Here is a 23759-nt window from a genome sequence, read left to right as displayed (position 1 = left end):
GGGGATATTTATATGAATCAATTATGTGGAAAAAGTAGAATCGTCGGTTGTCAGTTTACGCTTTCTGTAATGAGTGAAAGGTATGTGGACATTATCTTATTTGCCCTTAAAGAAGTGAACATGTCAAAGGTGTGGTCTCATACTGATGATGTTTCTACTTGTATACGTGGGAAGCAAATTCATGTTTTTGATGTAGTGAGAGCAATATTTTTACACGCGGCTAAAACAGGAGAACACATTGCTATGAGTGGCACTTTTTCGATTGGTTGTCCAGGAGATTCAGCAGCAGACGTATACATGGACGAAACTGACATTGCTTTGAACAAGGATTATACAAAAGAAATAGAGCAGTTAGCAGGTTGCAAATTTGCCCTCTATCCCTTAGGGAGGGAAGATTATATGGAAAAAATTTATGAACAAATTGATTGGTCCAAGGAGTCAGAAGTAAAGGTAAGCCATAGCCATTATGCCACAAGGCTTGATGGAGATGTGAATGATATTTTTAACTTGTTACATAACGTTTTCGATCAGACCAAGCAAGAGGTTTCTCATGTGACAATGACATTCACATTGTCAGCTAACAGCCCTACTGGAACTGCTAAAGAAGTGAAAGTATCATGAGAAAATCTTGGCGTTTGAAAGATATTGTTCTCATGTCAGTCCTCGGGGTAGTATTTGGCTTCATTTATTTAGGTTTTTTTGGGGTCGGTAAAGTTCTTGTTGCCATCCTTACCCCGTTTGGACTTGGACCCATTGGTTATGAATTGATTTATGGCATATGGTTTATTGTATCAATCATAGCTGCTTACATTATCAGAAAGCCAGGCGTTGCTTTTACAGCAGAAACCATTGCTGCTATTACCGAAGTACTTGTCGGTTCAACATCTGGTCCAGCTTTAATTCTTTCAGGAATGGTGCAAGGGTTAGGTGCAGAAATCGCTTTCGCTGTTACAAAATGGAAAAATTACCAACCTCGTATTCTCGTTTTTTCCGGTGTTAGTGCAGCATTTATTAGTTTTCCTTACCATTTCTTTGTATCTGGTTTTCATGCTTATGAATCCTGGCTTATTATGACAATGTTTGTTATACGTCTCTTAAGTGGAGCCATCATTGCTGGTTATTTTGGAAAAATATTAGCGGATCAATTAGCGAAAACAGGTGTGTTAAATGGGTATCCTATTGGGAAGGAGATAATAGCAAGGCATGAAAAATCATCAACCAATTTTTGAACTAGACTCTTTCTCTTTTTCCTTTGATAAACACGATGAACCTTCTTTAAATAATGTTAGCTTTAGCTTATATGCAGAGGAAGTGACTTTATTACTTGGAGCAAGTGGTTCTGGCAAAAGTACACTTACATTATGTTTAAATGGTCTATATCCTGAGGCGATTGATGGTTTTACTTCAGGGGATCTTTTATATAAAGGGAGATCGATCTCTTCCTATCCCAAAGGAGTAATCAACCAAGAAATAGGTATTGTCTTTCAAGATCCGGAAAGCCAGTTTTGTATGGTTCGTGTAGAAGATGAATTAGCATTTGTTTTAGAAAACTTGTCTATTCCCAGAAGCCAAATGAAACAAAGAATAGAACATGTGCTAGACATTGTAGGATTATCACAATATAAGAAACATAACATTCACCAGCTTTCAGGAGGACAAAAACAAAAGGTTGCTCTAGCTTCCATCCTTTTAATGGACCCTCAATATTTAATTTTAGATGAACCTACAGCAAATTTAGATCCTATATCTAGCATTGAGTTTATCGAGACAATTATGAGGATTCAAAAAGAACGAAGATTTGGTCTGCTTGTAATTGAACACGAAATCGATGATTGGGAAACGTACGCTCATCGGTTGATTGCACTTAATAAAAAAGGAGAAATTCTTTTAGATAGTACGCCAAAGGAAGGTTTTATCAATCATTTACAGGAGTTAAGAAGTAATCGTATAAGAGTACCTAAAAGATATGTAAATAGGGAAATCGCAAGACCACCATCAAGTGAAAAAGAAAATAAAGAAGTAATTGTAAATCTTAAAAACATACAATTTAACTATAAAAATAAGCAAATCCTTAATGAACTTTCTTTCTTGATCAAAAAAGGAAGGTTTTGTGCGATCGTTGGCGAAAATGGTGCTGGTAAATCTACCTTATTACAATTAATAGCCAAATTAAATAAGCCTGTATCAGGTTCAATCGATTTTTTAAACATCCCATTAAGTGACTGGCATGAAAATGAGTTATATAAGAAGATAGGCTATGTATTTCAAAATCCTGAGCATCAGTTTATTAACCAAACTGTATACGATGAAGTGTGTTTTGGTATGAAACTAAGTGGCTATTCTAGAGTAGAAACAGAAAGAATGGCTCATCAGTTATTAACCGATTTTGATCTTTTATCTGATAAGTGGAAAAATCCATTTTCATTAAGTGGTGGACAAAAAAGAAGGTTAAGTGTAGCAACGATGTTACATTCCACACCTGATTTACTCTTATTCGATGAACCCACATTTGGACAAGATGCCTATACAATATCTCAATTTATGCGTATAGTCATGCAACTAAATGAAAAAGGGACAACCATCGTTTTCGTTACCCATGACATGGATTTAGTTGATTCATATTGTAATCATGTCTTGGTCATGCAAGAAGGAAACATCGTTTATAACGGTACACCTAAAGAACTTTGGCGAAGAACTGAGCTTTTAGAAAGAGCCAGATTAAGGATCCCTTACCGTTTACGGTCGATGAATGAAGAGATGACAGTATGATACACTCATTAAATCCAACTATGAAAGCTATTACGATTATTATGCCTGCTATTCTGTTGAGCTTTTCCTTTGATATTATTACACCAGCGATTATGTTTATTTATATCCTGATACTTACATTTTTCTTCAGTAAATTGAACATAAAGAAATGGTTGTTTTACTTTATACCTATGTCCTTTTTTGCGCTCGGACTTGCTTGGATGACAATGCTTTATACTGATGGTAGATATGCAACTGGTCCTATTATCTTTTCCTTCCTTTCTTTTGATATCAGGATGGGTAGCATTATAGTTAGTATAAGTTTAGCGCTAAGGTCATTGTGTTTTATAGGTTTATCTTTACTCTTTGCTTTTACAACTGATCCGACAAAGTTTATGTTAAGTTTAATGCAACAAGCTCGCCTTTCACCTAAGTTGACTTACGGTATTTTGGCTGGCTATCGCTTTGTTCCAACCTTCAGGCACGAATTAGATATGTTAAAGAAAGCTCATCGTATTCGCGGCTTTGGTCATGCAAAAGGATGGAGAAATCTTGTAGAACAAATGAAACAATATTTTATTCCCCTATTAGCTGGTGCGATTCGGAAGGCTGAAAGAGTCGCAATTGCAATGGAATCAAAAGGTTTTACAGGATCAAAAGAACGAACCTATTATACAGTAATGAAAATAAAGTTTACAGACTACCTATTTTTATCGATCATGCTCATCATATTAATAATCGCCTATTACGTCTCCTATCGATTGGGTACACTTAACATATTCGGTCATCGGATTACGCCCTAACTTTTCCTTGCTAGAAATCTTTCTAAGTAAGGTTAACAACGAACAAGTTCAGTTTGATGATTGAGAATTTGTTCGTTGTTAATTACCTGAATGTACTTGATAGTATTTATTTCTTGAATAACACAAAAATATATCTAATCAATATCATCCATCCCCCATGCTTTGAACAAAGCTTTCAAGCTATGTTCCAATTCCTCTTCGCGAATGCCTGCAAAGCCTAATATGATTTGTGGTTCTTTATCGTCTCTTCGAATAATGGAGTAATTAGATAATGGATAAATTTTCAAATTCTCTCGCTTTGCGCGGGTGACGAGTTCGCTTTCATTCATACCGTTCTTGACTATCAATACGACATGCAATCCAGAACTCTCTCCTATCACTTCTAATTGTGGAAAGTACTTGAGTACGTTTAGAACTATTTCGACCTTTCTTCTATAAACCTTTTTCATTCGGTTTAAATGCTTTTCAAACTCTCCGTCTTTCATAAATCCACTTAAGGCATTTTGGTCTATTCTCGAAACTGTACAATGATAAAAAGAGAATTTTTCTTTATAAGATTTAACAAGGGTGTTCGGCAAAACCATATAACTAATTCGCAATGATGGAATAAAAGATTTAGAAAAGGAGCCTAAATAAATCACTTTCTCCCCTCTGTCCATACTTTGCAGAGACGGTATCGTTTTTCCGTTATAGCGAAACTCACTGTCATAATCATCTTCAATAATATAGCGATCATTCTTCTCTATTGCCCAATTCAACAATTGTTGTCTTCGTTGAATCGGGAGAACAGTTCCATAAGGAAAATGGTGTGAAGGTGTTGTATATAGGATATCTATAGGTGATTTTTTTATGGCGTGAATGTCGACTCCTTGTCTATCCACTAACAATGGATACACTTCATATCCGTAATTATGTAATATCTTCATCATTAAATGGTAGCCTGGGTCTTCCACCCCATAGACCGTATCTTTATTAAATAGAAAAATGAGCTGTTGTAACAGAACTTCTACACCTGCGCCAATAACTATTTGTTCAGGCTTACAAGTTACCCCACGGGAATGATATAAATATTGCGCAATTTCTTTCCTTAATTCAAGTTCCCCCTGATTATCACCAAGCAGCAATGAGGACTGATGGACGGGTTCAATATGTTGTTTCACATATTTTCGCCATTTATCATACGGAAAGTGAGTTGTATCAATTTGACTCGGGTGAAAATCATAGATGACCGTTTGTTCTTTATGATAAACGCCAACTGCTGAACTTTCATTCTTCATTTTACTTTCAATATATTCTAAGTCTGTTAGAGGCAATATAAAGTAGCCTCTGCGCGCTTGGACCTCAATATAACCTTCCGCTTCCAGCTGTTCATACGCTGTTTGAATGGTGTTTTGACTTATTTTTAGTAAGGAAGCTAATTTCCGTTTAGATGGAAGCTTATCGCCTTCTAGTAATCTTCCCTCTGTTATTTCGCCTTTAATATAGTCATATAATTGTTCGTATAACGGTACTTCACTGTCTCTTAACAACTCACAAGCTAAGTAATCCATCTAAATCCCCCCTCTAACTGATACCATAAAATTATCAAAAACTGATACTTACAATCATATCAGTTCCTTTTTATACTAATAAACAAATCTGAAAAATGCAATGGAGGAATGAAAATGAGTCAATTAGTAGGTACAGAAACAGTAAAACGCGGGATGGCACAAATGCAAAAAGGCGGGGTCATTATGGATGTCGTTAATGCTGAACAAGCAAAGGTCGCTGAAGCAGCAGGCGCAGTTGCTGTGATGGCATTAGAACGCGTGCCGTCAGATATTCGTGCTGCTGGAGGAGTTGCCCGTATGGCGGACCCAAGAATTGTAGAAGAAGTGATGCAGGCAGTGTCTATTCCTGTCATGGCCAAAGCTAGAATTGGACATATCGTTGAGGCACGAGTGTTAGAAGCAATGGGTGTTGATTACATAGATGAGAGTGAAGTATTAACCCCTGCAGATGAAGAATACCATATTTTAAAAAGTGAGTTTACAGTTCCATTTGTGTGTGGATGTCGTGATTTAGGTGAAGCAGCCAGAAGAATTGGTGAAGGTGCATCCATGTTAAGAACGAAAGGTGAACCGGGCACAGGTAATATCGTTGAAGCGGTAAGACATATGAGAAAAGTTCAAGCACAAATTCGGAAAATCACTTTGATGAATGATGATGAACTCATGACAGAAGCGAAACTCTTAGGTGCACCATATGAAATCCTTCGTGAAATTAAGAAAAATGGCAAATTACCAGTTGTAAACTTTGCTGCAGGTGGGATTGCAACACCAGCAGACGCTGCTCTTATGATGGAACTTGGTTCTGATGGTGTCTTTGTAGGATCCGGTATTTTTAAATCTGAAAATCCAGAAAAGTTTGCTCATAGCATTGTGCAAGCAACGACGCATTATAAGGACTACGATTTAATCGGGAAGCTTTCGCAGGAACTCGGTGCTGCAATGAAAGGATTAGATATTTCTAAATTATCCTTAGAGGAAAGAATGCAGGAGCGTGGTTGGTAATGTTGAAAATTGGCGTACTCGCCTTGCAAGGAGCCGTTTCTGAGCACATCAAACAAATCGAGTCAGCCGGGCTAGTCGCAGTAGCTGTAAAAAAAGCAAGTGAACTACACACCCTTGACGGTTTGATTATTCCTGGTGGAGAAAGTACGGCGATAAGAAAACTGATTGATTATTATGAGTTCAAATCACCAATTCAACAGTTTTCAGCAGAAAAGAAACCGATTTTTGGCACTTGTGCGGGATTAGTATTACTAGCTAATGAATTATCCGATGATAGTGAAGCACATTTACGGTTAATGAATATAACGGTAAAGCGAAATGCATTCGGTCGACAAAAGGATAGTTTTGAAACAAAGTTAAAAGTAAAAGGATTTACAGACAATGTACCGGCAGTATTTATTCGTGCACCAATTATTACAGAAGTACAAGAAAATGTGGAAGTATTAGCTACACATGATAACCAAATTGTAGCTGCCAAACAAGGGCATTTACTCGTTACCTCTTTCCACCCTGAGTTGACAGAAGATAATCGTTGGATGAATTTATTTATCGAGATGGTAAAGCAAGCACATCAAAAGACTACCATTCATTAATCAAAAAAAGAGCCGTGCTACAGATAATCTAAAAAGAAATGCCCGGAAAAGAGCTGTATTCTAAAAGGAATTTTTCCGGGTGATTTTAGTCATCCCTATTAATCATAGGGGGGTATACTCTGTGGAAAATGAAACAAGTTTTCTGGATTGTATTTCGTTTTTACTTCTCGTATCTTTTCAAAATTATTACCGTAATATGCTTCAATAAGAACTAAATTTATCAATCGTTATTTTTAATTAAAATTTGATTGTGAATATGGTGTTCCATATGCGAAAGATAATCTTGAATAAGCCACTCGAGTGTCTTATGTTGATTATTTCCTATGTCACAAAGTTTAGATAGGCTTTCGCTAGGAACATTTTTAACAATAATGACAATTTGCTTATTTAATGACTGAAAAAGGTTTATTATTTCACCCAGCGGTCTATCTTGATAATTCTGAACCTTTACCCATTGATCTTGATTATATGATTGAATAACATACACTTGTTCTTCATACTGAATTTTTATAAACCTTTCAATATTATTTATCGCAGAGTCACATAAATGTCCTAAAATTTCTTTTTTAGACCATTTATTTGGTATTGGTCGATTAGAAATTTCTAATTCTGACATAGAATGGTACGCATCTGGTAATGTTTTTATCCAATGATTTATCCCCTCAACAACCTTTTGCATATTGCTCTTCCCCCTAAAATTTTTTTATTCAACTGTACTGGAGTCTATCCTTTTGAAGTTATCCGTATATAATATCCATCTGGGTCAATGACTCTAAAATCAGTTGCCCCCCAACTTTGGTGTTTAATAGGTGATTCTATGACTTCTGGTGTGACATTTGTGATTTGTTTGTAGTGATAATTGACATCCTCCACACTTAAAATCAACTCTACGCCCACGCCCTTATTTGCCAAATTCCTTTTTCTAAAGTAATGGTCCTCGTCTAGGATGGAGTCTGCTGTGAGTAAGAGGAAAGTATCTTCATTCTTAAACAAGGCACTACTCTCACTCTGTTTAACAAGACTGCAAGCTACTATTTCTTTGTAAAAACGAACCGACTGGTGCAAATCTTCTACAAAGAGTTCAATTTTGAAAGCCATCACATGCCTCCTTTATTCACTACGAATGGTGCAATCATTTTAATGACATCTTGATAAAATGATGGTGGGTGTGGTACAAAATGCTCTTTGGTCACAGTAGCTTTCAACTGACCTTTTTGTAATGGCTTTATGATAGTTTGTTCTATAATAGGAATGCTATCTAGTTCTCCTGCCCATAACTGACAAAAGTCACCCCATTTTACTTTTACCAAACCAGCTACTTCTTCTTCTTGAAGTGAAAATTGTTCTAAGTGGAATACTCCGCTATGTAAAAAAACATGTGCATGCTCTCTATCTTTCATCTTTTCCGTTTCTATGGCATAGTGAAGCATACCAACAGAGGTAAGTTGTTTTATAGAGACATTGATGCCTAGCTCTTCCTCTACTTCCCTAACACCATCTTCAATTGTCTCATCCACTAATAAATGCCCGGCAGCAGTAATATCTAGCAAGTTGGGATAATCTTTCTTTTGCGCACTTCTGATTTGTAAAATGAGATAGTCTGTTTCTCCTTCTTGACTTAGTAGCCAACAATGAAAGACCTCATGCCAATACCCTTTGTGATGCGCTTCGTCTCTTGTTGCTATACCAATTTCCTGGTATTGTTCATCAAAGATTTTCAAGTATTCTTTAGTCATGAATACAGTCCTTTCCTTTCAACCAATCTTCTAGTACACTCCAAGTCATAGTGGCTTTTCCGTTGTCTGATTTCATTGTGCCGGTATAGATCTTTTCATTTTCCGGATGTTCATTATAATGACTAGCAATAGCCCGCGACGTTTCAGATACGTTTTCTTTTTCGATATCCTTCATCCTGATCCAGCACAATTCTCCTTCATCACTTGAAATGAATGCTACATCCTCCTTTAATTTTGCAAAGAAAACATATTGAACCCTTACCTCATTTTCATCTGCTCTTAATCTATGAACAATATACTTTAACTGTAATTTATCTAAAATAAGACCAGTCTCTTCCTTCACTTCTCTTATAATTGTTCGTTCTGGGTCATTTAACTCTTCTGGCTCCATATGACCACCGATTGGTACGAGTTTCCCCGGAAGAAATGCGTGAGAGGAAGGTTTTTGTAATAATAAAACTTCATCATTTTGATTGATTAAAAACGCAACGGCCATTTGTCTTAATCTCACTCAGGAATCACTCCACTTCCCAATTAACTTTTATTCTCCCCTTTACATCTGAACCCGTTACTATAACACGATAATCACCTATTGTATCCGCTTTAAAAGAGAGTAAACTATTGTGCATGTCTTGATCATTTGCTTCAATAACTTGAAAAAACACATCTTGACCTTTTCCGTCTAAAATATAATAACCATAGCCGCCCTCATTTTCAGGTGAAAAGTGTATGGTCATGTTGACTTTTTCACCACGAGCAAGTGTAATAGGAATCGAATGCATGCCGTTAAAATGAGCAAATTGTGCAGAAAATGAGTTTTCTGACGTTTGTTCATGCCAGTCTTTCTTCTCTGTATAATCGATGGTGGATAATGCAAATAACACGGGCAGAAGAAGAACAATTGCCCATAACTTTTTATGGTAATGTTTCACAACCCTGTAGCATATGAAAAAGATTCCAGCCACAATGGCAGCTGCCATTCCAGCGAGAACCGTAAAAACGGTAAAACCCGTTAGAGGAAAGAAAGCGCCAAAACCAGCAACTGTATAAAAAATAGTCTGAGCTTCCAAGGATATAGAAAACTTAGCTGAAAACTCATCAATGATCACAGCAACAAGTAGAGCATAAATGATGCAATAAAGATAAACCCATGACTGATATGACTGCTTCCATTCATATAAATCAAACCCAACACTAGTTAGAAGGAAGACATGAAGTAGCATAAGTAAGCAAGTAAGTGTAGTTAATAGATTCATTATATAGGATAGAATGGATTGGATTTTATCCTTGTTCATATGGTCAACTCCTAAAAAGCCAAATAATTATTGGAAAATCTGCAATTTCCGCTGATTATTAATGGCAATAATGCCTATCCATTGTTGTTTGGCTACAGCAAAGTTTAGCTCATCTTCTCCCCAATCCCAATTAGGGTTCCATATGCCTTCCGTTGTGACTGTTTTATGTAAGTAAACAATATTTTCTTCAACAAGAGCGCGATATTGATGATATAAAAGGTCCTCTTTATTATGAATTAAATCTAGTGGCAGTGCACCATAACTTTTCCCCCATGTATCTGGTATTTTGTTTATCGCTTTCTCTGCTAGTTGATGGATTTTAGCGAGCACCTTTTTGGCTTCACCCATTTTGTCCTGTAATAAGAGGGCGGCCTTCTGAAAATTATTAATCTCATGAAACCCCATGTCTTCCACTTGTTGCAGATAGGTAAAGGCTTTTTCGATTACATGCCACCCCAACTTATTTGCTTCACTCTCCTCGCTAGACCAATGTATCAGATAGGCGGCTAATTCAACTGATGGATTATACATCCACATAGACTGAACATCTTTTGTATAGTGCCAATGAGGGGCATGAGGGTAAAGGTTATGTTCGGGTGTTACTGTGAGCCAAAATTCCGCCTCTTTATTATAAGAGAGTACTAAATAGTTTATGAGATTCCTTACTATCTTTTCATCCTTAGTGGCATGTACTTCTAGCAATTGTTGGCACGCTGACCATGTCGCGATAGCCGAAGAAGCTGGCAGCCAGAAATCCGATTCCAATCCATTACCGAAGCCTCCATCTTCATTTTGATAGGACGCTAAATACTGAATGACCCTTTCTCGCGACCCTCCCTCAAATAGGTATTCCCATCGCGCCAATTCAAGTGGGCGAGCATTACGCTGCATCCAGGTCTTCGTTTTATTATTCATTCTGTTTCCTCCTTAATCATAGTGTCTTGAATGTATATACGATTTGCGTGTGGTTCATCCATTTTTTCACCTGATTTTTTTGCTCATCAAAGATAAAACGAAAACTAAACAATAGACTTTGAGATATTCCTAAGGTCAATCGTTCAATCTGTCTTATCTAATTTCTAATACCTTTCAATGGCGATATCTGAAATTTACCCTTTTCGTTGAACAGACTCATCTCCCCCTTTAATGGTAGTTCTTCGGCCACGTTCATAAGAAAAAAGACTCTCTTCAGTCCACTTAAGATTGTTTATATCCTAGAGAGAAAGATTTTTCTTTCACATCCCCTACTTCTGGATGACTGTCAGGAATATCCCAGCCCCGATTTTGTACATGTACAAGTAATAACTGCTGTTTCTAAAACAAAACCCATAAGTACTTGTGATGTATTCTATATTAGGAAGTGTTTGACTCTTTTTCCATGATAATTGTATTTCTCCATCCCAATTGACTGTTACCGTCGTCATCTTTAACCCGTTATCTTGACTAGTTGGATTTGTTTTTTCATGTGAACAACAGGGATTTCAACGCCATTTGCTTTCCGGACTATTACTTGATCAAAGATCTCATAACCAACTGATTGATATAATAAGATATTTTTAGGGGCAGTCATTCGAACTTTGCAAACAAGCTGGGTAACTACATAATTACCTGCATAGGATTCTAATTCCTTTAACAATAGCTTTGCAATCCCTTTTCGTTGATAGGTTGGCAGTACAGAGAGGCGATAAAAATAGAGCTCCTTATTTGTGAATTTTAACCGGACCATCGCCACTGGAATATCTTGATCATAGCAAATTAAACTTTGTTCACCATTCTCTAGTGCACTCCTTACTTCTTCCGTTGTTTCTATTAAAGCACTAGCTGGGGGATTATTATATTCTCTAAATGCAACTTGCATAATTTCGGTAATGATGGCAGCATCATCGCTCGTTGCGGGTTTTATTAACATAATCTGGCTCCTTTATACTCTTTTGCTTAATGTCATGATAGAAGGAATCTTTCCGTACAATATGAAAAGAATTTATATTCTAATGGAATGATCACTCTTCTAATATTAATCATTGTGATTGATTATTTTTTACTTGGCTTTGGATAGAAAAGAGATGTGATTGGTAGAAAAGTACAAGTCGCGTCAGCAAAATATCATGAATGATGAAAGAATCACTAATAATGGATATCATTTTGCTTCTTATCACTCATTTTTCTGCTTAAGCTTCATAGATAGTAGAAACCTTCCATATAATTATAGAAGACTACATTCTAACTTTAGGAGGTCTATTACCAATGAATTTGTTAGGTATGATTACTTTTCTCTTTTTAATTATAGCTGTTGATTATTGTTACTTTGATAGGGATAGAAAAAGATGGGGTTGGTTGAAAGGTGCAAGTCGCGCAAAGAAAGCCATTTGCATATCCTCTATCCTTCTCCTTTCTATCATAACTTATCTAGGTTTAAGTATGTGATATTACCTCTGAAAATTCTTATAATTCTTGTTACTTTTGTAATAAAAGAACAGGCAATTTCTCCTCTTTAGTATAAAAAGAATGGCTAATCTCCCGTTTTGCTGGTATCATATGTAAATAGTAAAAATTTTTATTGATTTTTCAATTTGATTACATCTCATAATTGGAGGGTCTATTGGTTTCTTTTTAGCCAAACATACTATATAATGCGCACTAGATGATTTTAATCAAAAAATCATTCTGCTTGCAGGAAGGAGATTGATTATGAAGAAATGGACAGTTTTATTAATGACAAGTTTGATGGTGCTATTCTTAGCTGCTTGTGGAGGAGACGAAGAAGCAAAAGATGCTGAGAAGAAGGACGAAGGACAAAACACTGAACTATCTGCTGAAGATAAGAAAAAACAAGAAGAAATGCAGAAGAAATTAGACGAACAAATGGTTGAGGATGATTCAACTGTTGCTGTAGTTAATGATGAAAAAATCTTAGGTGTTGATTATAATTTGACACTTACTACACTACAAGGGCAAATGCAACAAATGGGTCAAGACCCAACGACTAAAGAAACATCTGAACAAATGAAGACTCAAGTAATTGATAGCCTTGTAGGACAAACACTTATCCTTCAAGAAGCCGATAAAAAAGGGATTAAAGCTTCTGAAGAAGATATCAATGAACAGTTTGAGCAGACAAAAGGTCAATTTGAAGATGAAAAAGCCTTTGCTGCTGCCCTAGAGCAATCTCAATTAGATGAAAAAGAACTAAAAGCACAAATCGCTAATAGCATTCAATTCAACCAATACGTTGAAAAAGAAGTACCTACTGGCGAAGTATCAGAAGATGAAATCAAAAAAGCTTATGAAGAAGTAAAAACACAAAGTGAAGGTGCCGATCAAGAAGTGCCTAAACTTGAAGATGTAAAAGAACAAATTAAAGCATCTATCCAACAACAAAAACAACAAGAAGTACTTGCTCAACATGTTGATGAATTGAAAGAAAAAGGGAAAGTTGATATTAAAATTTAAAACTAAACGCTAACCACTTTGAACTGTACCCTATCTGTTAGACATGATCTAACAGTGGAGGTGCAGTTTTATTTTGTTTTAAAAAACGCCTAGGACTTCCTAGACGTCTGTAATCTATTTATTTCGCTACAAGAATCATACTATCAATATTCCTTAATCCTTGTCTTGGCATCATCTATTTTTCACGTACTGTTTTCAGTGCTGCACTCCAAGAAACGACTTCATCCATCATTTTTTCTACGACTGGTACATGTAAGTCTGCTGGATTGAATGTTGTACGTTCTTCCCAATCTGTGAAAATTGAAAGACCTGGATGTGTACGAACATCCGCAATTGCAAGCTCCCCTAAAATACCTCGTAAGTGTTCTGCTGCACGCGCTCCACCAAGTGCGCCGTAAGATACAATACCTGCCGCTTTGTTATTCCAAGGTTCACGGCCGAAATCTAACGCATTTTTTAATGCACCTGTAATCGAGTGATTATATTCTTGTGCAATGAAAATGAATCCATCGCATTTCGCAATCGCTTCATTCCAACGAAGCACACGCTCATCTTCCATTAATGTCACGCAAAAGAATGGTAAATCAAATTCTGCGATATCTATTATTTCAAACGTTGCATCTTCACGGTTATCGGCAATTTGCTTAACCCATTCGCCTACTGCTGGACTATAACGACCTACTCGTGTGCTACCTAAAATAATTCCGATATTTACTGACATAATAAATCCTCCTAATTTCTAGTCAACTTTTGTTTATGTCATGCTACCCATATTATAATAATGTGATAACGGACCAAGCTTATTTGCTGACTGGTACCTTTAAATATTCGCTCATCCTTCTCAGGCTATAAAAAATTTTTTAAATGTTTCAATTCTTAAATATCCGCATGAGCATCCTTACCATAACTGTACACGCCATAGTCTACACTCGTCATATTGGTTTTTCATTCAGCTTGCCCTTTGTATCAATAGCAATTAGTTATAATGTTACATTGGCATTTGCGATAAAATCGTCGCGCTTTATTGTCAGAGGTTTTATAGTTAATGACTTCGTCTCCTCCTAGTTGTTTTAAAAACTAAGTATTACGTTCTGACCCTGTTGTATATACATATACTTCTGCTTGTAGAAACGTTGATTAGGAAGGACAGGCTCTTTTGCCTCGATTGAGCCTGTCTATATTACCAGGGATTAAGTAGCTTTTTACAATCCTTTCTTCCTTTTTTCCTTATCGGCTTTCAATTTAAATCAAACAAACTGTACAAAAGGATGGGCTATTTAAGCTTCTTTTTTGTCTGAACTCTTGTCCCTACATAAAGAATGTTGGAGTTGCCTACTTTCAATCTTTGGATGAATAGGATACACCTTTTTTCTTGTAATTCAGCCAAATAATATCCTGTTCCACTTGTTCCATCTTTTCAAAGGAAAACTCCATAGGAGGGATATTCCCGGTAAGGGAAGGGCTTTTTTCAAACAGAGATGATTTCTCCACTGAGTCGTCCACAATAGGAGCGACAATGAGACTCAACTCATCTATCAGGCCTTCATAAGCAAAGGAGCCGTTCACCATCGGTCCGCCCTCCACAATCATTTTTTTGATACCAAAGTATTTGTACAGCTTTTCGGCTGCGGCAGTAAAGTTGAGCGCTTCTGCCCCTGCAAAAATATACGATACGCCAATACTCTGCAAGTAGGCGAGATAAGCGTTATCTACATTTTCGGAAAGCACCGCCACCACATGGGCATTACCGCTCACGCCATAGTCTGCACTCGTCATATTGGTTTTCCATTTCAGCTTGCCCTTTGCATCAATAGCAATTAGATATAATCCTGCATCGGCATTTGCGATAAAATCGTTGCGGTTTATTTCCTTGCCATGAAAAGGTGCTAAATCAATCGGGTCGTTGGAAGCAAAACTGCCATCCAAACTAACGCGACCGGCGGCAAATGCATCCGGCTTGTATTCTGTAAACTTGCTGTTAAAGACTTTTGATACAGGATATACATCCTCAAGGCTTAAAAAATCGTACTTGGTCCTTCCGTCGATGGTAGCGAGTATCTGGCATACAATATGGGGTCTAGTCATAATGGTTTCCTCCTGATTATTTGATGTGTTCTTTCAAGTGATTCTTGAATGTGGTAATATTCACTTCGTGCTTACTTTATTTCTTAAATCATTAACAGCGACTGTAAACCATTTTGTGAACTTTGAATGATTCCACATAAATGTACAATTCGTTTAATACTTTGGGATCCAACATGAGCTTGATAAAAATTCATTTGGATGAATCTCACTTAAAAAAATAAGACTAATACTATTTTGATTGCTCTGTACCTACAATTTGAATTTCAAGGCCCCATGGGCTAGTAATATAGAAGAATCCTATTGGACTAAATACTCTAACTGATACACCAGGAGTATTTTCAAAATAAGTGTAAGCTTTTTTGAGGTCCGTTACTGAAATGGCTAAATGTGCTGTGCCGATATCTGCAGGCTTTGGTCCACTATTTTGTTCAGGGTCAGTCCATTGAACAAGCTCTATTTTCTTCCCACCATATTGGAGGAATGCTGCACCTTCAACAAATGCTTTTTCATGAACACCAAAGCTTTGTTTTAATCGGTCGTCCTCAAACTTCATAGGTTGAGCCTGAAATAATACTTCGAAATTTAAAACTTCTGTAAAAAATGTAACTGCTTCCCTAAGGTTAGGTACTACGATCCCAGTGTGATCAATCGTTCCTTGGAAAAGTTCATTTTTCAATTCCACCGCCCCATTTCCTTATAACATTCTGCTACCTATATAGAAGTAGAATAGTCAAATCACAGATTAGATAATTATTTTCTTCGTAAAGTAAATTTATTTTTATTTATTAAAAGAAATAATTCTCTTTCCATTATTTGGGCCATTTTCGAAATCTTTGTGTGAAGTTTTGATACCATCTAATGTAAAAGGATATATTTTATTAACACGAACGATTAGCTTCTTTTCAGTATATAAGTTAATAATTGAATGTAATGTTTCTGTTCTGATGTCACTGCTTATATATTGAGCTTCGACGCCATATTCAACAGCTTTCTTTTGGTCAGGTACTTGAGCAGTAGAAAACATCTTACCAGAAGATTTCATTACTCTATAGCTTTTATCCTGAGTTATCCCGCCGACTGTGTCTATTACCAGATCAATATCATGAATGACTTCTTCGAAATTTACTGTTGTATAATCAATTATTTCATCGGCACCAAGTTCTTTTAGGAAATCCTTGTTACTTTCGGTTGCTGTCGTAATCACATAGGCACCTGCATTTTTTGCAAGTTGTATAGCCATACTACCCACACCCCCTGCTCCACCATGTATCAAGACTCTTTGATTAGGCTTAACTTGACCATGACCGATAACAGACCTCCACGCTGTGCTAGAAACTACCCCTAAGCCCCCAAGAGGTATCAAATCGAGATCATTTGGTACTTTAGCAACATAGCTAGCTTCATCTACAGCAATATATTCTGAATATGTCCCCGTAAAAGTGATACCTATAACGTGATCTCCAACTTGAAATTCTGTGACATTTTCACCAATTTGCGTAACGATTCCAGAAAAGTCCTGACCTAGCAAATGGGGAAATTTAGGTTGCAATCCTGTGGGCACTGACGCTGGTAGCCCCTGTTTTCGAATCACTGTATCAATATTATTTATACTTGCTGCCACCATTCTTATTAATATTTGGTTTGCAGTAATAGATGGTATGTTTTCATTCGCCTCAAATAGAACATCTTCAGAGCCGTACTCACGCATTAGAATTTTTTTCATAGTATAAACATTCCTCTCTTTTCATTTTATAAGAATAATGTTTTTTGCTTATTCATAGTATAATTAGTATAATAATAAAATAAAAGTACGATAAAAAAATATATATACTATCAAAAAGTATACTATGGGGTGATTACATGAAAGTTAAGAATGATGAAATAGACATAACACAATGTCCGATAGCACCAGTGCAAAAAATAATAAGTGGAAAGTGGAATATGGTTATATTGTATTTTTTGAGCCAAGGAGTACTGCGTTTTGGCGAATTACAAAAAAAACTACCTAATGTTACTCAAGCAGCACTAACAAAACAATTAAGGGCATTAGAAGAATATAAATTGATTCACCGAGAAGTTTATAAACAAGTCCCACCCAAAGTTGAATATTCATTAACAGAGATTGGAGTTAACTTTTTACCAGTTCTTACAGCACTAGAGGAGTGGGCAACGGATTATCAAAAATTAGAAAAATAATACATTATTATAACTAGTGGATAATTAAATAAAACAAGAGCAGCACAACATGTAGAGTTGAGTATGCTCTTGTTTTTGGTTTATATTTCCTTGAAATTGTACAGCTTATTTTTCTAACGGAGCTCCATTAACTTTGTCAAACATAAACAAGTCGAATCCTTAAGTATGAAGTGACTTTTTTAGTATGAAAGTTGCTTAGCGTATGTTTTCCGCGTTTTTTGTTGGTAGAACCCCTATAGAAAAATAGTAAGTTTACAAACCATAACCCTCTATTCAATTAAATTACAATTTTCTCCCTTTTAAGAAAACAAATTTATTAATACGTTGCCTACACGATGCCTAAAATGTGAATAATCATGTTTAGCACCATTGATAATGGTTAATTCTGTCTGAAATGCCTTCGCAACTTCTTCGTTAGAGTGAATAAAAGCCTGATTGACTTTATTATCATCACTTTCTAAACTACCACAATCCATATAAATTTTATTTACATGTGAGATATCTGACTTTCTAATTAAGTCTTCTATTTTTTCTTGATTTCGATAAAATGAGGAAGAGAAAACTGCCATACTATTATAGATAGTCGGATAAACACAAACCGCATAAGGAGATATAAGTCCACCTAAAGAGATACCTGCTATAGCTGTCTTATCAGACTTTGTACGATAATGTTTATCTATAAATGGTTTCAGTTCATTTGTTACAAACTCAATATATCTTTGTCCATCTGGTTGCCAACTGTCATCGATGTGAAATTGCTGACTATACTCACCCCCTTGCCACGGACAATAGTCTTCTATTCTTTGTGCTTGGATACAATCAATCCCGACAACAATCATTTGACAATCTTGTTCATTAAACACTTTTTCTAAAGATAAAGAGACGCCACCAATCGCATCCTCATCTCGAAAGATATTTTGTCCATCATGCATGTAAAGCACTGGTAACCGTTTATTTGTATTAAAGTAATGTTTCGGTATATACATGCGAATCGTTCTTGTTTGATTCATAATTGTTGATTGAAATGAAAAAACTTTATGCAATTCTAACTGCACCTCCCTTAATACTTTTGAAAGAAGAAACCTAATAGCGATATTCTAGAAGCAAAAAATCGAGCTTTCTTGGCTAGGAAGCTCGATTTTTTACGTGTTATGATTTTATTCGATATTTTTTGCTCTTTTTCCTATTACTTTATTAATGGAGTTTCTTATCTGCCCTAACATAATTACAATCTTTTCAAGAGCAGAAACCGTAATGTATTCATCCACTCGCTCGCAAAAAAAGGATAGATTGTATAATCGGCAGATTCTACAATTACTACAGATTTACTATCATCGAGAGTTCTGGTTATCAATTTTTCTTGCATTAATGAATTTGTAATCTAATTTGCTATTGCATGGCAGTTTCAGCGGTCCGATTCTTAGTATCATATCCGCATTTAATACATATTCTCCTTCAATCGCTCAGTGATTGATTGTTTTGTCATTTTTTTGAAAGTTAGCAATGGAACTGTTATACAAATAATTAATTTACTATTGACACAACCACCATTGGTATGAGTGGAAACTGATAGACTGCATATTTTGAGACTGAATTAAATAAGACGAATAATCCATAGGCTATTCCATTCCCTATTGTCCATACTAATCCCAAGGAGATCATAGCATAATATACGCCTTCAGTCGCAACCATCTTTTTCACTTGCTTTCTTGTCATACCAATACTTTCTAATACAGATAATTCTTGTTTTCGATTAATGATTCCCGTAAACATGATATTAATAAAATTGACAATGCCTATCAAGGCAAGAAGAACAGAAAATCCGCCGCCAATAAGTGAGATCGCAATTTTTGATAGCTGCAAACTATCACGTATGGCTTCTTTTGTTTCGAATTGGAAAACACCGTATTCCTCGGATATCTGTTGGATTTGTTGTTGGACTTCCTTGTCTTTTCCTTTTTCGACAGACACATAGACCGAACCGATCTCGGGTTGATATTTACCATTGAAGTTCTCCATGAATTTTTCCGGTACGATTAATGTTGGGGCCCAGTTATTGAGTCCGGATGAATCTAGATTGAGTGGTAAGTAGCCGCCAAAATTGACTCTAAATTGTTCACCTGTTATCGGATGTGTGATAACAAAATTGCTCGGAAGTTCATAGATTCCCTCAAGTGATTGCCGTAAATACACCGTCTTTTCCCTTGATAAATCGTTATTGCTATTTACTTTAGCAGGATGAAGACTCAATAAACGTTCAAAATCCTCATTTTTCAAGCTAATGATTTCACCCTCAAATCGCTTTGCTAGTTCTGCTTTTGAAATACTATCCTTAGCCCAATGATAATAAGAGGAAAATGCATCCGAAAATTCCGCTTTATATTTTGATTCATACTGTGGACTAACGTCTGTCACTCCAGAAACTGTTTCAAACTCCTTAATTAGTTTGTGCGATAAATTGTAAACTGGTTCATAATTTCCTTCATCATCCATCATATAGCCATTACGAATTTCAATATCACTTATCATTGAATTGGATACATAATTCTCAATATCTAAGCTTTCAACAATTGTAAAAACCGATAAAAATGTTGTCAATCCAAAGAATAAGGACATAAAAACCACCGTTGTTCTTTTTCCATGTCGGAAAATGTTTCTCCATGCCATTTTCCCTATTTTTCCACCATTGGTTGTTGCCTTCGTTTTTTTACTTTGAACTTTTATATCTGTATAACGAGTCGCTTCTACTGGTGATATCTTCCCAACCTTTCGGGCCGGCTTCCATACACTAATAAAGACAGTCATAAATGAGAATAAACTACTTAACAAAATAAGTACTAACTGTACTTGCCAATATCTAAAGAAATTCGGTAGACCGCCATATAAAGCAAAACCAAAAGCTAAAGCAATAGCTAGGGCACTACCAATTGGGATACCAATGACAGAAAGTCTCAATGCTTGTCCTCTAATAATCTGTTGAAGCTGTTTAGCAGTAGTACCAATTGTTTTCAATAATCCATATGACTGAATATCGTGTGAAATCGATAGATAGAAGATATTATATATAAGTAGGTATCCGCTAAACATAATAAGAAGAACAACCACTCCAATACCTGCAAGCATCATCATCTGATCACTTGATCCAGATAAGTTAAAATATGTTGCGAATTGCTGCGAATCAAATACATTCACTTGCTGTTCTAACCGTTCTACTTCATCTAATGGGGTAATTCCTCTTTTAAACTGAATATCTGCATATCCGTTATTTTCTAATGTGTGATTGGTGCTTTCTAAGTAGGCTTTTGAAACAAACCCCATACTGGCAAAAGGATCCTTTGAAAAAAGTGGATCAGTAAACCACCCTGTGAGAGTAAATTCCTGCATCACTTGTTTCCCGTGCTCATCCAAAATCGGCAACTCAATTTCCATTCCCTTTTTCGGTGTTGAACCAGTTAAATAATCAACTGCTTCCTTCGAGAGCATGATTTCATCTTGCTTTTTAGGGTATTCTCCGTTAATTGGATATAATGCATCTTGTTTCATATGATAGGCTTCTTTTGATAAATAACTTAATTCAATACGGTCATCACCAATTTCACTACTTGCTGCTTGTGTGATTTGTCCTATTCGTTCAACCGAAGATGCTTTATCTAAAGTGGATAACTGTAACTCAGTCGGATTTGTTAAATACGCATCAGCTGCTGTTCCCGCAGATTGAATCCAATTGACTTCAATAAACCGATTAGCATTCATGCCAAAAAGAATCAATGCACTCAACATAAAACTTGTTAAAACAATCGCCAGTAAAGCTACTTTATTCCTAGACTTATTTTCTTTAAGTAAACGTTTGGATAATGTTTTAATGACCTTTTGATTATTGACCTTCAGCATAACCATTACCACCTACGATCTGCCCATCCTCAATTCGAATGGTGCGATCGGCCATTTGCGCGATTTCTTCATTATGTGTAATCATAATAACCGTCTGCTTAAAACGATCACTTGTTACTTTTAATAAACCAATTACATCTAAGCTCGTTTTACTATCTAAATTTCCTGTAGGCTCATCTGCAAGTATAATTGACGGCTTTGTAGCCAGTGCTCTTGCTATAGCCACACGCTGCTGTTGTCCACCTGACAATTGATGAGGCAGATTGTATACTTTTTCCTTCAATCCTAATAGTGTAATGATCTCCTTGACATATTCCTCATCCACCTGGTTACCATCTAGTTCTATTGGCAAAACAATATTTTCATATACATTCAGAACGGGGATTAAGTTAAATTGTTGAAAAATAAAACCGATTTTACGTCTACGAAAAATGGTTAATTCATCAGCACTTAAGGTAAATAACGATTGTCCATCAATAATGACTTCACCTGAATCTGGATAATCCAAACCACCGAGCATATGGAGTAAAGTGGATTTCCCACTACCTGATGTCCCAATAATCGTTACAAATTCTCCATGCTCAATTTGTAAGGTAGTATGATCTAATGCTTTTACTATATTCGTTCCACTACCATAGTATTTTTTTAAAGCGTTTGCCGTAACTATGTTCATATGTCTCTCCTCCAAAATACTTGTTCGTTAACAATGTGATTGTAAAAATTAAATCTTTCTATGTTCTTTCTGAAATCTATCACAATTGAAAGAAATGAAAAGTATTTATTATTTTGGAAGAAAAACGGAAAATAACGATCCTTGATTTGGTTTAGAGGCAACTTTAATATAACCACCTTGGCGCATAATAATTTCTCTTGTTAAAAACAAGCCAATCCCTACACCTTCCATATGATACACCTCTTTAGAGCGGAAAAAACGTATAAAAATCTTGTTAATTTCAGATTCTTTTATACCAATGCCTGAGTCCTGGATATCTATCCTACAGAAGCTATCATATTCAAGTACCTTAATTGTTATTTTTCCTGCTTCTTTCGTATATTTATTAGCATTATCAACAATATTTAATAACGCCTCTTTTGTCCATTTATAATCAAAACTAGCTTGTTCTATTCCACATTGAAGATCAATCCTTTGTTGCTTCTCGTTAAATATTGGCCGCAAATCTTGAATAATATCTTGTAGCAAAGGTTTCAGTAACTGCTGTTTTGGCGTCACATGTATGATTCCGGTTTCTAATCGAGAGGAATTAACTAATGCTTGTACTAAAAAACTTAATTTTGTCGTTTGATGGTTTAATTGATTAATGTATGTTTTTCCATTCATTGATAAGCCTTCCTCATCTAACAGTTGCCCATAGAGCATAATATTGGCAATGGGTGTTTTTGTTTGATGTGCTATATCAGATATTAATGTCTTTATTTCGTCACGTTCTTTTGAAAGCTGTTCTTTAGATGTTCCACTTTCTAAGAGATACTGCCTCATCTTTGATTCTACCGCTGATAATTTAGACTCATCATACGTCGATTCTCTAAATTGTCCGTTCTTCGCTGATTCAATCATCTCAGATAAGCGATTTAAAATACGGCTAATTTTTCGCTCATAATACCATTTTCCAATTAGCCATGTACTTATAATGGCTACAATTACAACTAACAAAATAGCTATTTTTTCCATGAGTAGCCTATCCCGTACACTGTTTCAATTCTATTCTCTTTCCCTAACTTATCTCTTAACCTTTTAATAGCAACTGAAAGTGCATTCTTTTCAACAAATGCTGATTCATCCAACCATACTTTGTCTATCAACAGTTCTCGTTGTAGTGTTTGCCCTTTATTGACGATTAATAAGCGCAACAATTTCTGTTCCGTTTTGCTTAATTCTATAGGCTTTGATTGATTCATAAATTGCATTTTTTCGAAGTTAAAATAAAAATTTCCTATTTGATAAATATCTGTATTCTGTTGAGATTGTTGTCTACGAAACACTGCCGAGACTCTTGCCCGTAAGATCATTAAACTGAATGGTTTCGTTATATAGTCATCTGCCCCAAGTTCTAACCCTCTCACAATATCGACTTCAAGATCATTAGCTGTAAGAAAAATAAAAGGACACAAGTCATTTTTCATCATAGCTTGAATCCATTCAACACCATTTCCGTCTGGCAAATTAATATCTACCAGCATTAAATCAAATATTTCCTTATGTAAAGCAGCCGTCGCATCTTCTAATGTATATACTTGAGTAAACGAATAATTATCTTGTTTCAAACTCAAAGTAATGCCCTGATTCAGCGCGATATCATCCTCTATTACTAGAATTTTTTTCATACTTACGCTTCCTTCCTAGAGACTATTGACACCAATCTGTCCCCTCTTATTATTCCTTTTGGTACGA

Annotated in this window: 26 protein-coding genes and 1 pseudogene; 9 read left to right on the top strand and 18 right to left on the bottom strand. The window is 35.9% G+C overall.

What is annotated here, in order from left to right; genetic code table 11:
• Positions 1-12 precede the first annotated feature (12 nt).
• The 4 genes from H9655_RS04850 to H9655_RS04835 are packed head-to-tail and all read left to right on the top strand — an operon-like array spanning position 13 to position 3551.
• On the top strand, positions 13-621 hold the full coding sequence (locus H9655_RS04850; protein WP_191811503.1) for a YkoF family thiamine/hydroxymethylpyrimidine-binding protein: 609 nt from the start codon (positions 13-15) through the stop codon (positions 619-621).
• Positions 618-1229 carry an ECF transporter S component gene (locus H9655_RS04845; protein ID WP_191811501.1) on the top strand — a complete coding sequence of 204 codons (612 nt, stop codon included), beginning with the start codon at positions 618-620 and terminating at the stop codon, positions 1227-1229. Before H9655_RS04850 ends, H9655_RS04845 begins: the two co-directional genes overlap by 4 nt.
• Positions 1204-2769 carry an ABC transporter ATP-binding protein gene (locus H9655_RS04840; RefSeq protein WP_191811499.1) on the top strand — a complete coding sequence of 522 codons (1566 nt, stop codon included), beginning with the start codon at positions 1204-1206 and terminating at the stop codon, positions 2767-2769. Before H9655_RS04845 ends, H9655_RS04840 begins: the two co-directional genes overlap by 26 nt.
• On the top strand, positions 2766-3551 hold the full coding sequence (locus H9655_RS04835) for an energy-coupling factor transporter transmembrane component T family protein (RefSeq protein WP_191811497.1): 786 nt from the start codon (positions 2766-2768) through the stop codon (positions 3549-3551). Before H9655_RS04840 ends, H9655_RS04835 begins: the two co-directional genes overlap by 4 nt.
• A 134-nt stretch (positions 3552-3685) precedes the next feature.
• On the opposite strand, the gene pdxR is transcribed toward H9655_RS04835, so the two are convergent.
• Complete coding sequence (pdxR, locus tag H9655_RS04830; protein WP_191811495.1) at positions 3686-5101, bottom strand: MocR-like pyridoxine biosynthesis transcription factor PdxR; 1416 nt, start codon at positions 5099-5101, stop codon at positions 3686-3688.
• Positions 5102-5215: 114 nt separating this feature from the next.
• On the opposite strand from pdxR, the gene pdxS reads away from it, so the two are divergent.
• Positions 5216-6103, top strand: a complete 888-nt coding sequence (pdxS, locus tag H9655_RS04825; protein ID WP_191811493.1) for a pyridoxal 5'-phosphate synthase lyase subunit PdxS — start codon at positions 5216-5218, stop codon at positions 6101-6103.
• 2 nt (positions 6104-6105) lie between these two features.
• Complete coding sequence (pdxT, locus tag H9655_RS04820) at positions 6106-6696, top strand: pyridoxal 5'-phosphate synthase glutaminase subunit PdxT (RefSeq protein WP_318245458.1); 591 nt, start codon at positions 6106-6108, stop codon at positions 6694-6696.
• A gap of 98 nt (positions 6697-6794) precedes the next feature.
• Here pdxT and H9655_RS04815 read toward each other — a convergent pair.
• The 8 genes and pseudogenes from H9655_RS04815 to H9655_RS04780 form a co-directional block, all read right to left on the bottom strand.
• Positions 6795-6899 (bottom strand): annotated as a pseudogene (locus tag H9655_RS04815) (BBE domain-containing protein); the annotation flags it as partial.
• A gap of 17 nt (positions 6900-6916) precedes the next feature.
• Positions 6917-7375 carry a DinB family protein gene (locus H9655_RS04810; RefSeq protein WP_191811487.1) on the bottom strand — a complete coding sequence of 153 codons (459 nt, stop codon included), beginning with the start codon at positions 7373-7375 and terminating at the stop codon, positions 6917-6919.
• Between the two features lie 44 nt (positions 7376-7419).
• Positions 7420-7794, bottom strand: a complete 375-nt coding sequence (locus H9655_RS04805; RefSeq protein ID WP_191811485.1) for a VOC family protein — start codon at positions 7792-7794, stop codon at positions 7420-7422.
• Complete coding sequence (locus H9655_RS04800; protein WP_191811483.1) at positions 7794-8432, bottom strand: NUDIX hydrolase; 639 nt, start codon at positions 8430-8432, stop codon at positions 7794-7796. Before H9655_RS04800 ends, H9655_RS04805 begins: the two co-directional genes overlap by 1 nt.
• Positions 8425-8943, bottom strand: coding sequence for an NUDIX domain-containing protein (locus H9655_RS04795; protein WP_191811481.1), 519 nt, complete (start codon positions 8941-8943; stop codon positions 8425-8427). Before H9655_RS04795 ends, H9655_RS04800 begins: the two co-directional genes overlap by 8 nt.
• A 7-nt stretch (positions 8944-8950) precedes the next feature.
• On the bottom strand, positions 8951-9727 hold the full coding sequence (locus H9655_RS04790) for a hypothetical protein (RefSeq protein WP_191811479.1): 777 nt from the start codon (positions 9725-9727) through the stop codon (positions 8951-8953).
• A 27-nt stretch (positions 9728-9754) separates the two neighbouring features.
• Positions 9755-10642 (bottom strand): hypothetical protein, encoded by an 888-nt coding sequence (locus H9655_RS04785; RefSeq protein ID WP_191811477.1) that lies wholly within the window; start codon positions 10640-10642, stop codon positions 9755-9757.
• A gap of 511 nt (positions 10643-11153) precedes the next feature.
• The gene (locus H9655_RS04780; protein WP_191811475.1) at positions 11154-11636 is read right to left on the bottom strand and encodes a GNAT family N-acetyltransferase; all 483 of its coding nucleotides are present in this window, start codon (positions 11634-11636) and stop codon (positions 11154-11156) included.
• Between the two features lie 335 nt (positions 11637-11971).
• Between H9655_RS04780 and H9655_RS04775 the strand changes: the two genes are divergently transcribed.
• Entirely contained in the window at positions 11972-12151 is a 180-nt protein-coding gene (locus H9655_RS04775; RefSeq protein WP_191811473.1) for a hypothetical protein, read from the top strand.
• A gap of 264 nt (positions 12152-12415) precedes the next feature.
• Complete coding sequence (locus H9655_RS04770) at positions 12416-13177, top strand: SurA N-terminal domain-containing protein (protein ID WP_191811471.1); 762 nt, start codon at positions 12416-12418, stop codon at positions 13175-13177.
• 175 nt (positions 13178-13352) lie between these two features.
• Here the strand turns inward: H9655_RS04770 and H9655_RS04765 are convergent, their stop codons facing one another.
• The 4 genes from H9655_RS04765 to H9655_RS04750 form a co-directional block, all read right to left on the bottom strand.
• Entirely contained in the window at positions 13353-13898 is a 546-nt protein-coding gene (locus tag H9655_RS04765) for an NADPH-dependent FMN reductase (RefSeq protein ID WP_191811469.1), read from the bottom strand.
• 617 nt (positions 13899-14515) lie between these two features.
• On the bottom strand, positions 14516-15262 hold the full coding sequence (locus tag H9655_RS04760) for a dihydrofolate reductase family protein (RefSeq protein WP_191811467.1): 747 nt from the start codon (positions 15260-15262) through the stop codon (positions 14516-14518).
• Between the two features lie 229 nt (positions 15263-15491).
• The gene (locus H9655_RS04755) at positions 15492-15938 is read right to left on the bottom strand and encodes a VOC family protein (RefSeq protein ID WP_191811464.1); all 447 of its coding nucleotides are present in this window, start codon (positions 15936-15938) and stop codon (positions 15492-15494) included.
• A gap of 102 nt (positions 15939-16040) precedes the next feature.
• Entirely contained in the window at positions 16041-16985 is a 945-nt protein-coding gene (locus H9655_RS04750) for an NADP-dependent oxidoreductase (protein ID WP_191811462.1), read from the bottom strand.
• A gap of 137 nt (positions 16986-17122) precedes the next feature.
• Between H9655_RS04750 and H9655_RS04745 the strand changes: the two genes are divergently transcribed.
• Complete coding sequence (locus H9655_RS04745) at positions 17123-17458, top strand: winged helix-turn-helix transcriptional regulator (RefSeq protein WP_191811460.1); 336 nt, start codon at positions 17123-17125, stop codon at positions 17456-17458.
• A gap of 299 nt (positions 17459-17757) precedes the next feature.
• Here the strand turns inward: H9655_RS04745 and H9655_RS04740 are convergent, their stop codons facing one another.
• The 5 genes from H9655_RS04740 to H9655_RS04720 all read right to left on the bottom strand — a co-directional run bounded on the left by H9655_RS04740 (position 17758) and on the right by H9655_RS04720 (position 23692).
• A complete protein-coding gene (locus H9655_RS04740) occupies positions 17758-18501 on the bottom strand; it encodes an alpha/beta hydrolase (RefSeq protein WP_225230446.1) in 744 nt (247 codons plus the stop codon).
• A gap of 481 nt (positions 18502-18982) precedes the next feature.
• A complete protein-coding gene (locus H9655_RS04735; protein WP_191811458.1) occupies positions 18983-21349 on the bottom strand; it encodes an ABC transporter permease in 2367 nt (788 codons plus the stop codon).
• Positions 21333-22022 (bottom strand): ABC transporter ATP-binding protein, encoded by a 690-nt coding sequence (locus H9655_RS04730; RefSeq protein ID WP_191811456.1) that lies wholly within the window; start codon positions 22020-22022, stop codon positions 21333-21335. Before H9655_RS04730 ends, H9655_RS04735 begins: the two co-directional genes overlap by 17 nt.
• A 108-nt stretch (positions 22023-22130) precedes the next feature.
• The gene (locus H9655_RS04725; RefSeq protein ID WP_191811454.1) at positions 22131-23039 is read right to left on the bottom strand and encodes a sensor histidine kinase; all 909 of its coding nucleotides are present in this window, start codon (positions 23037-23039) and stop codon (positions 22131-22133) included.
• Positions 23027-23692, bottom strand: a complete 666-nt coding sequence (locus H9655_RS04720) for a response regulator transcription factor (RefSeq protein WP_191811451.1) — start codon at positions 23690-23692, stop codon at positions 23027-23029. Before H9655_RS04720 ends, H9655_RS04725 begins: the two co-directional genes overlap by 13 nt.
• Positions 23693-23759 lie beyond the last annotated feature (67 nt).

Origin of the sequence: Cytobacillus stercorigallinarum, assembly GCF_014836495.1 — a bacterium.
GTDB classification, from domain to species: Bacteria; Bacillota; Bacilli; order Bacillales; family Cytobacillaceae; genus Cytobacillus; species Cytobacillus stercorigallinarum.
The sequence above is the reverse complement of the archived record's forward strand: the minus strand, read 5'-3'. Positions and strand labels throughout refer to the sequence as shown.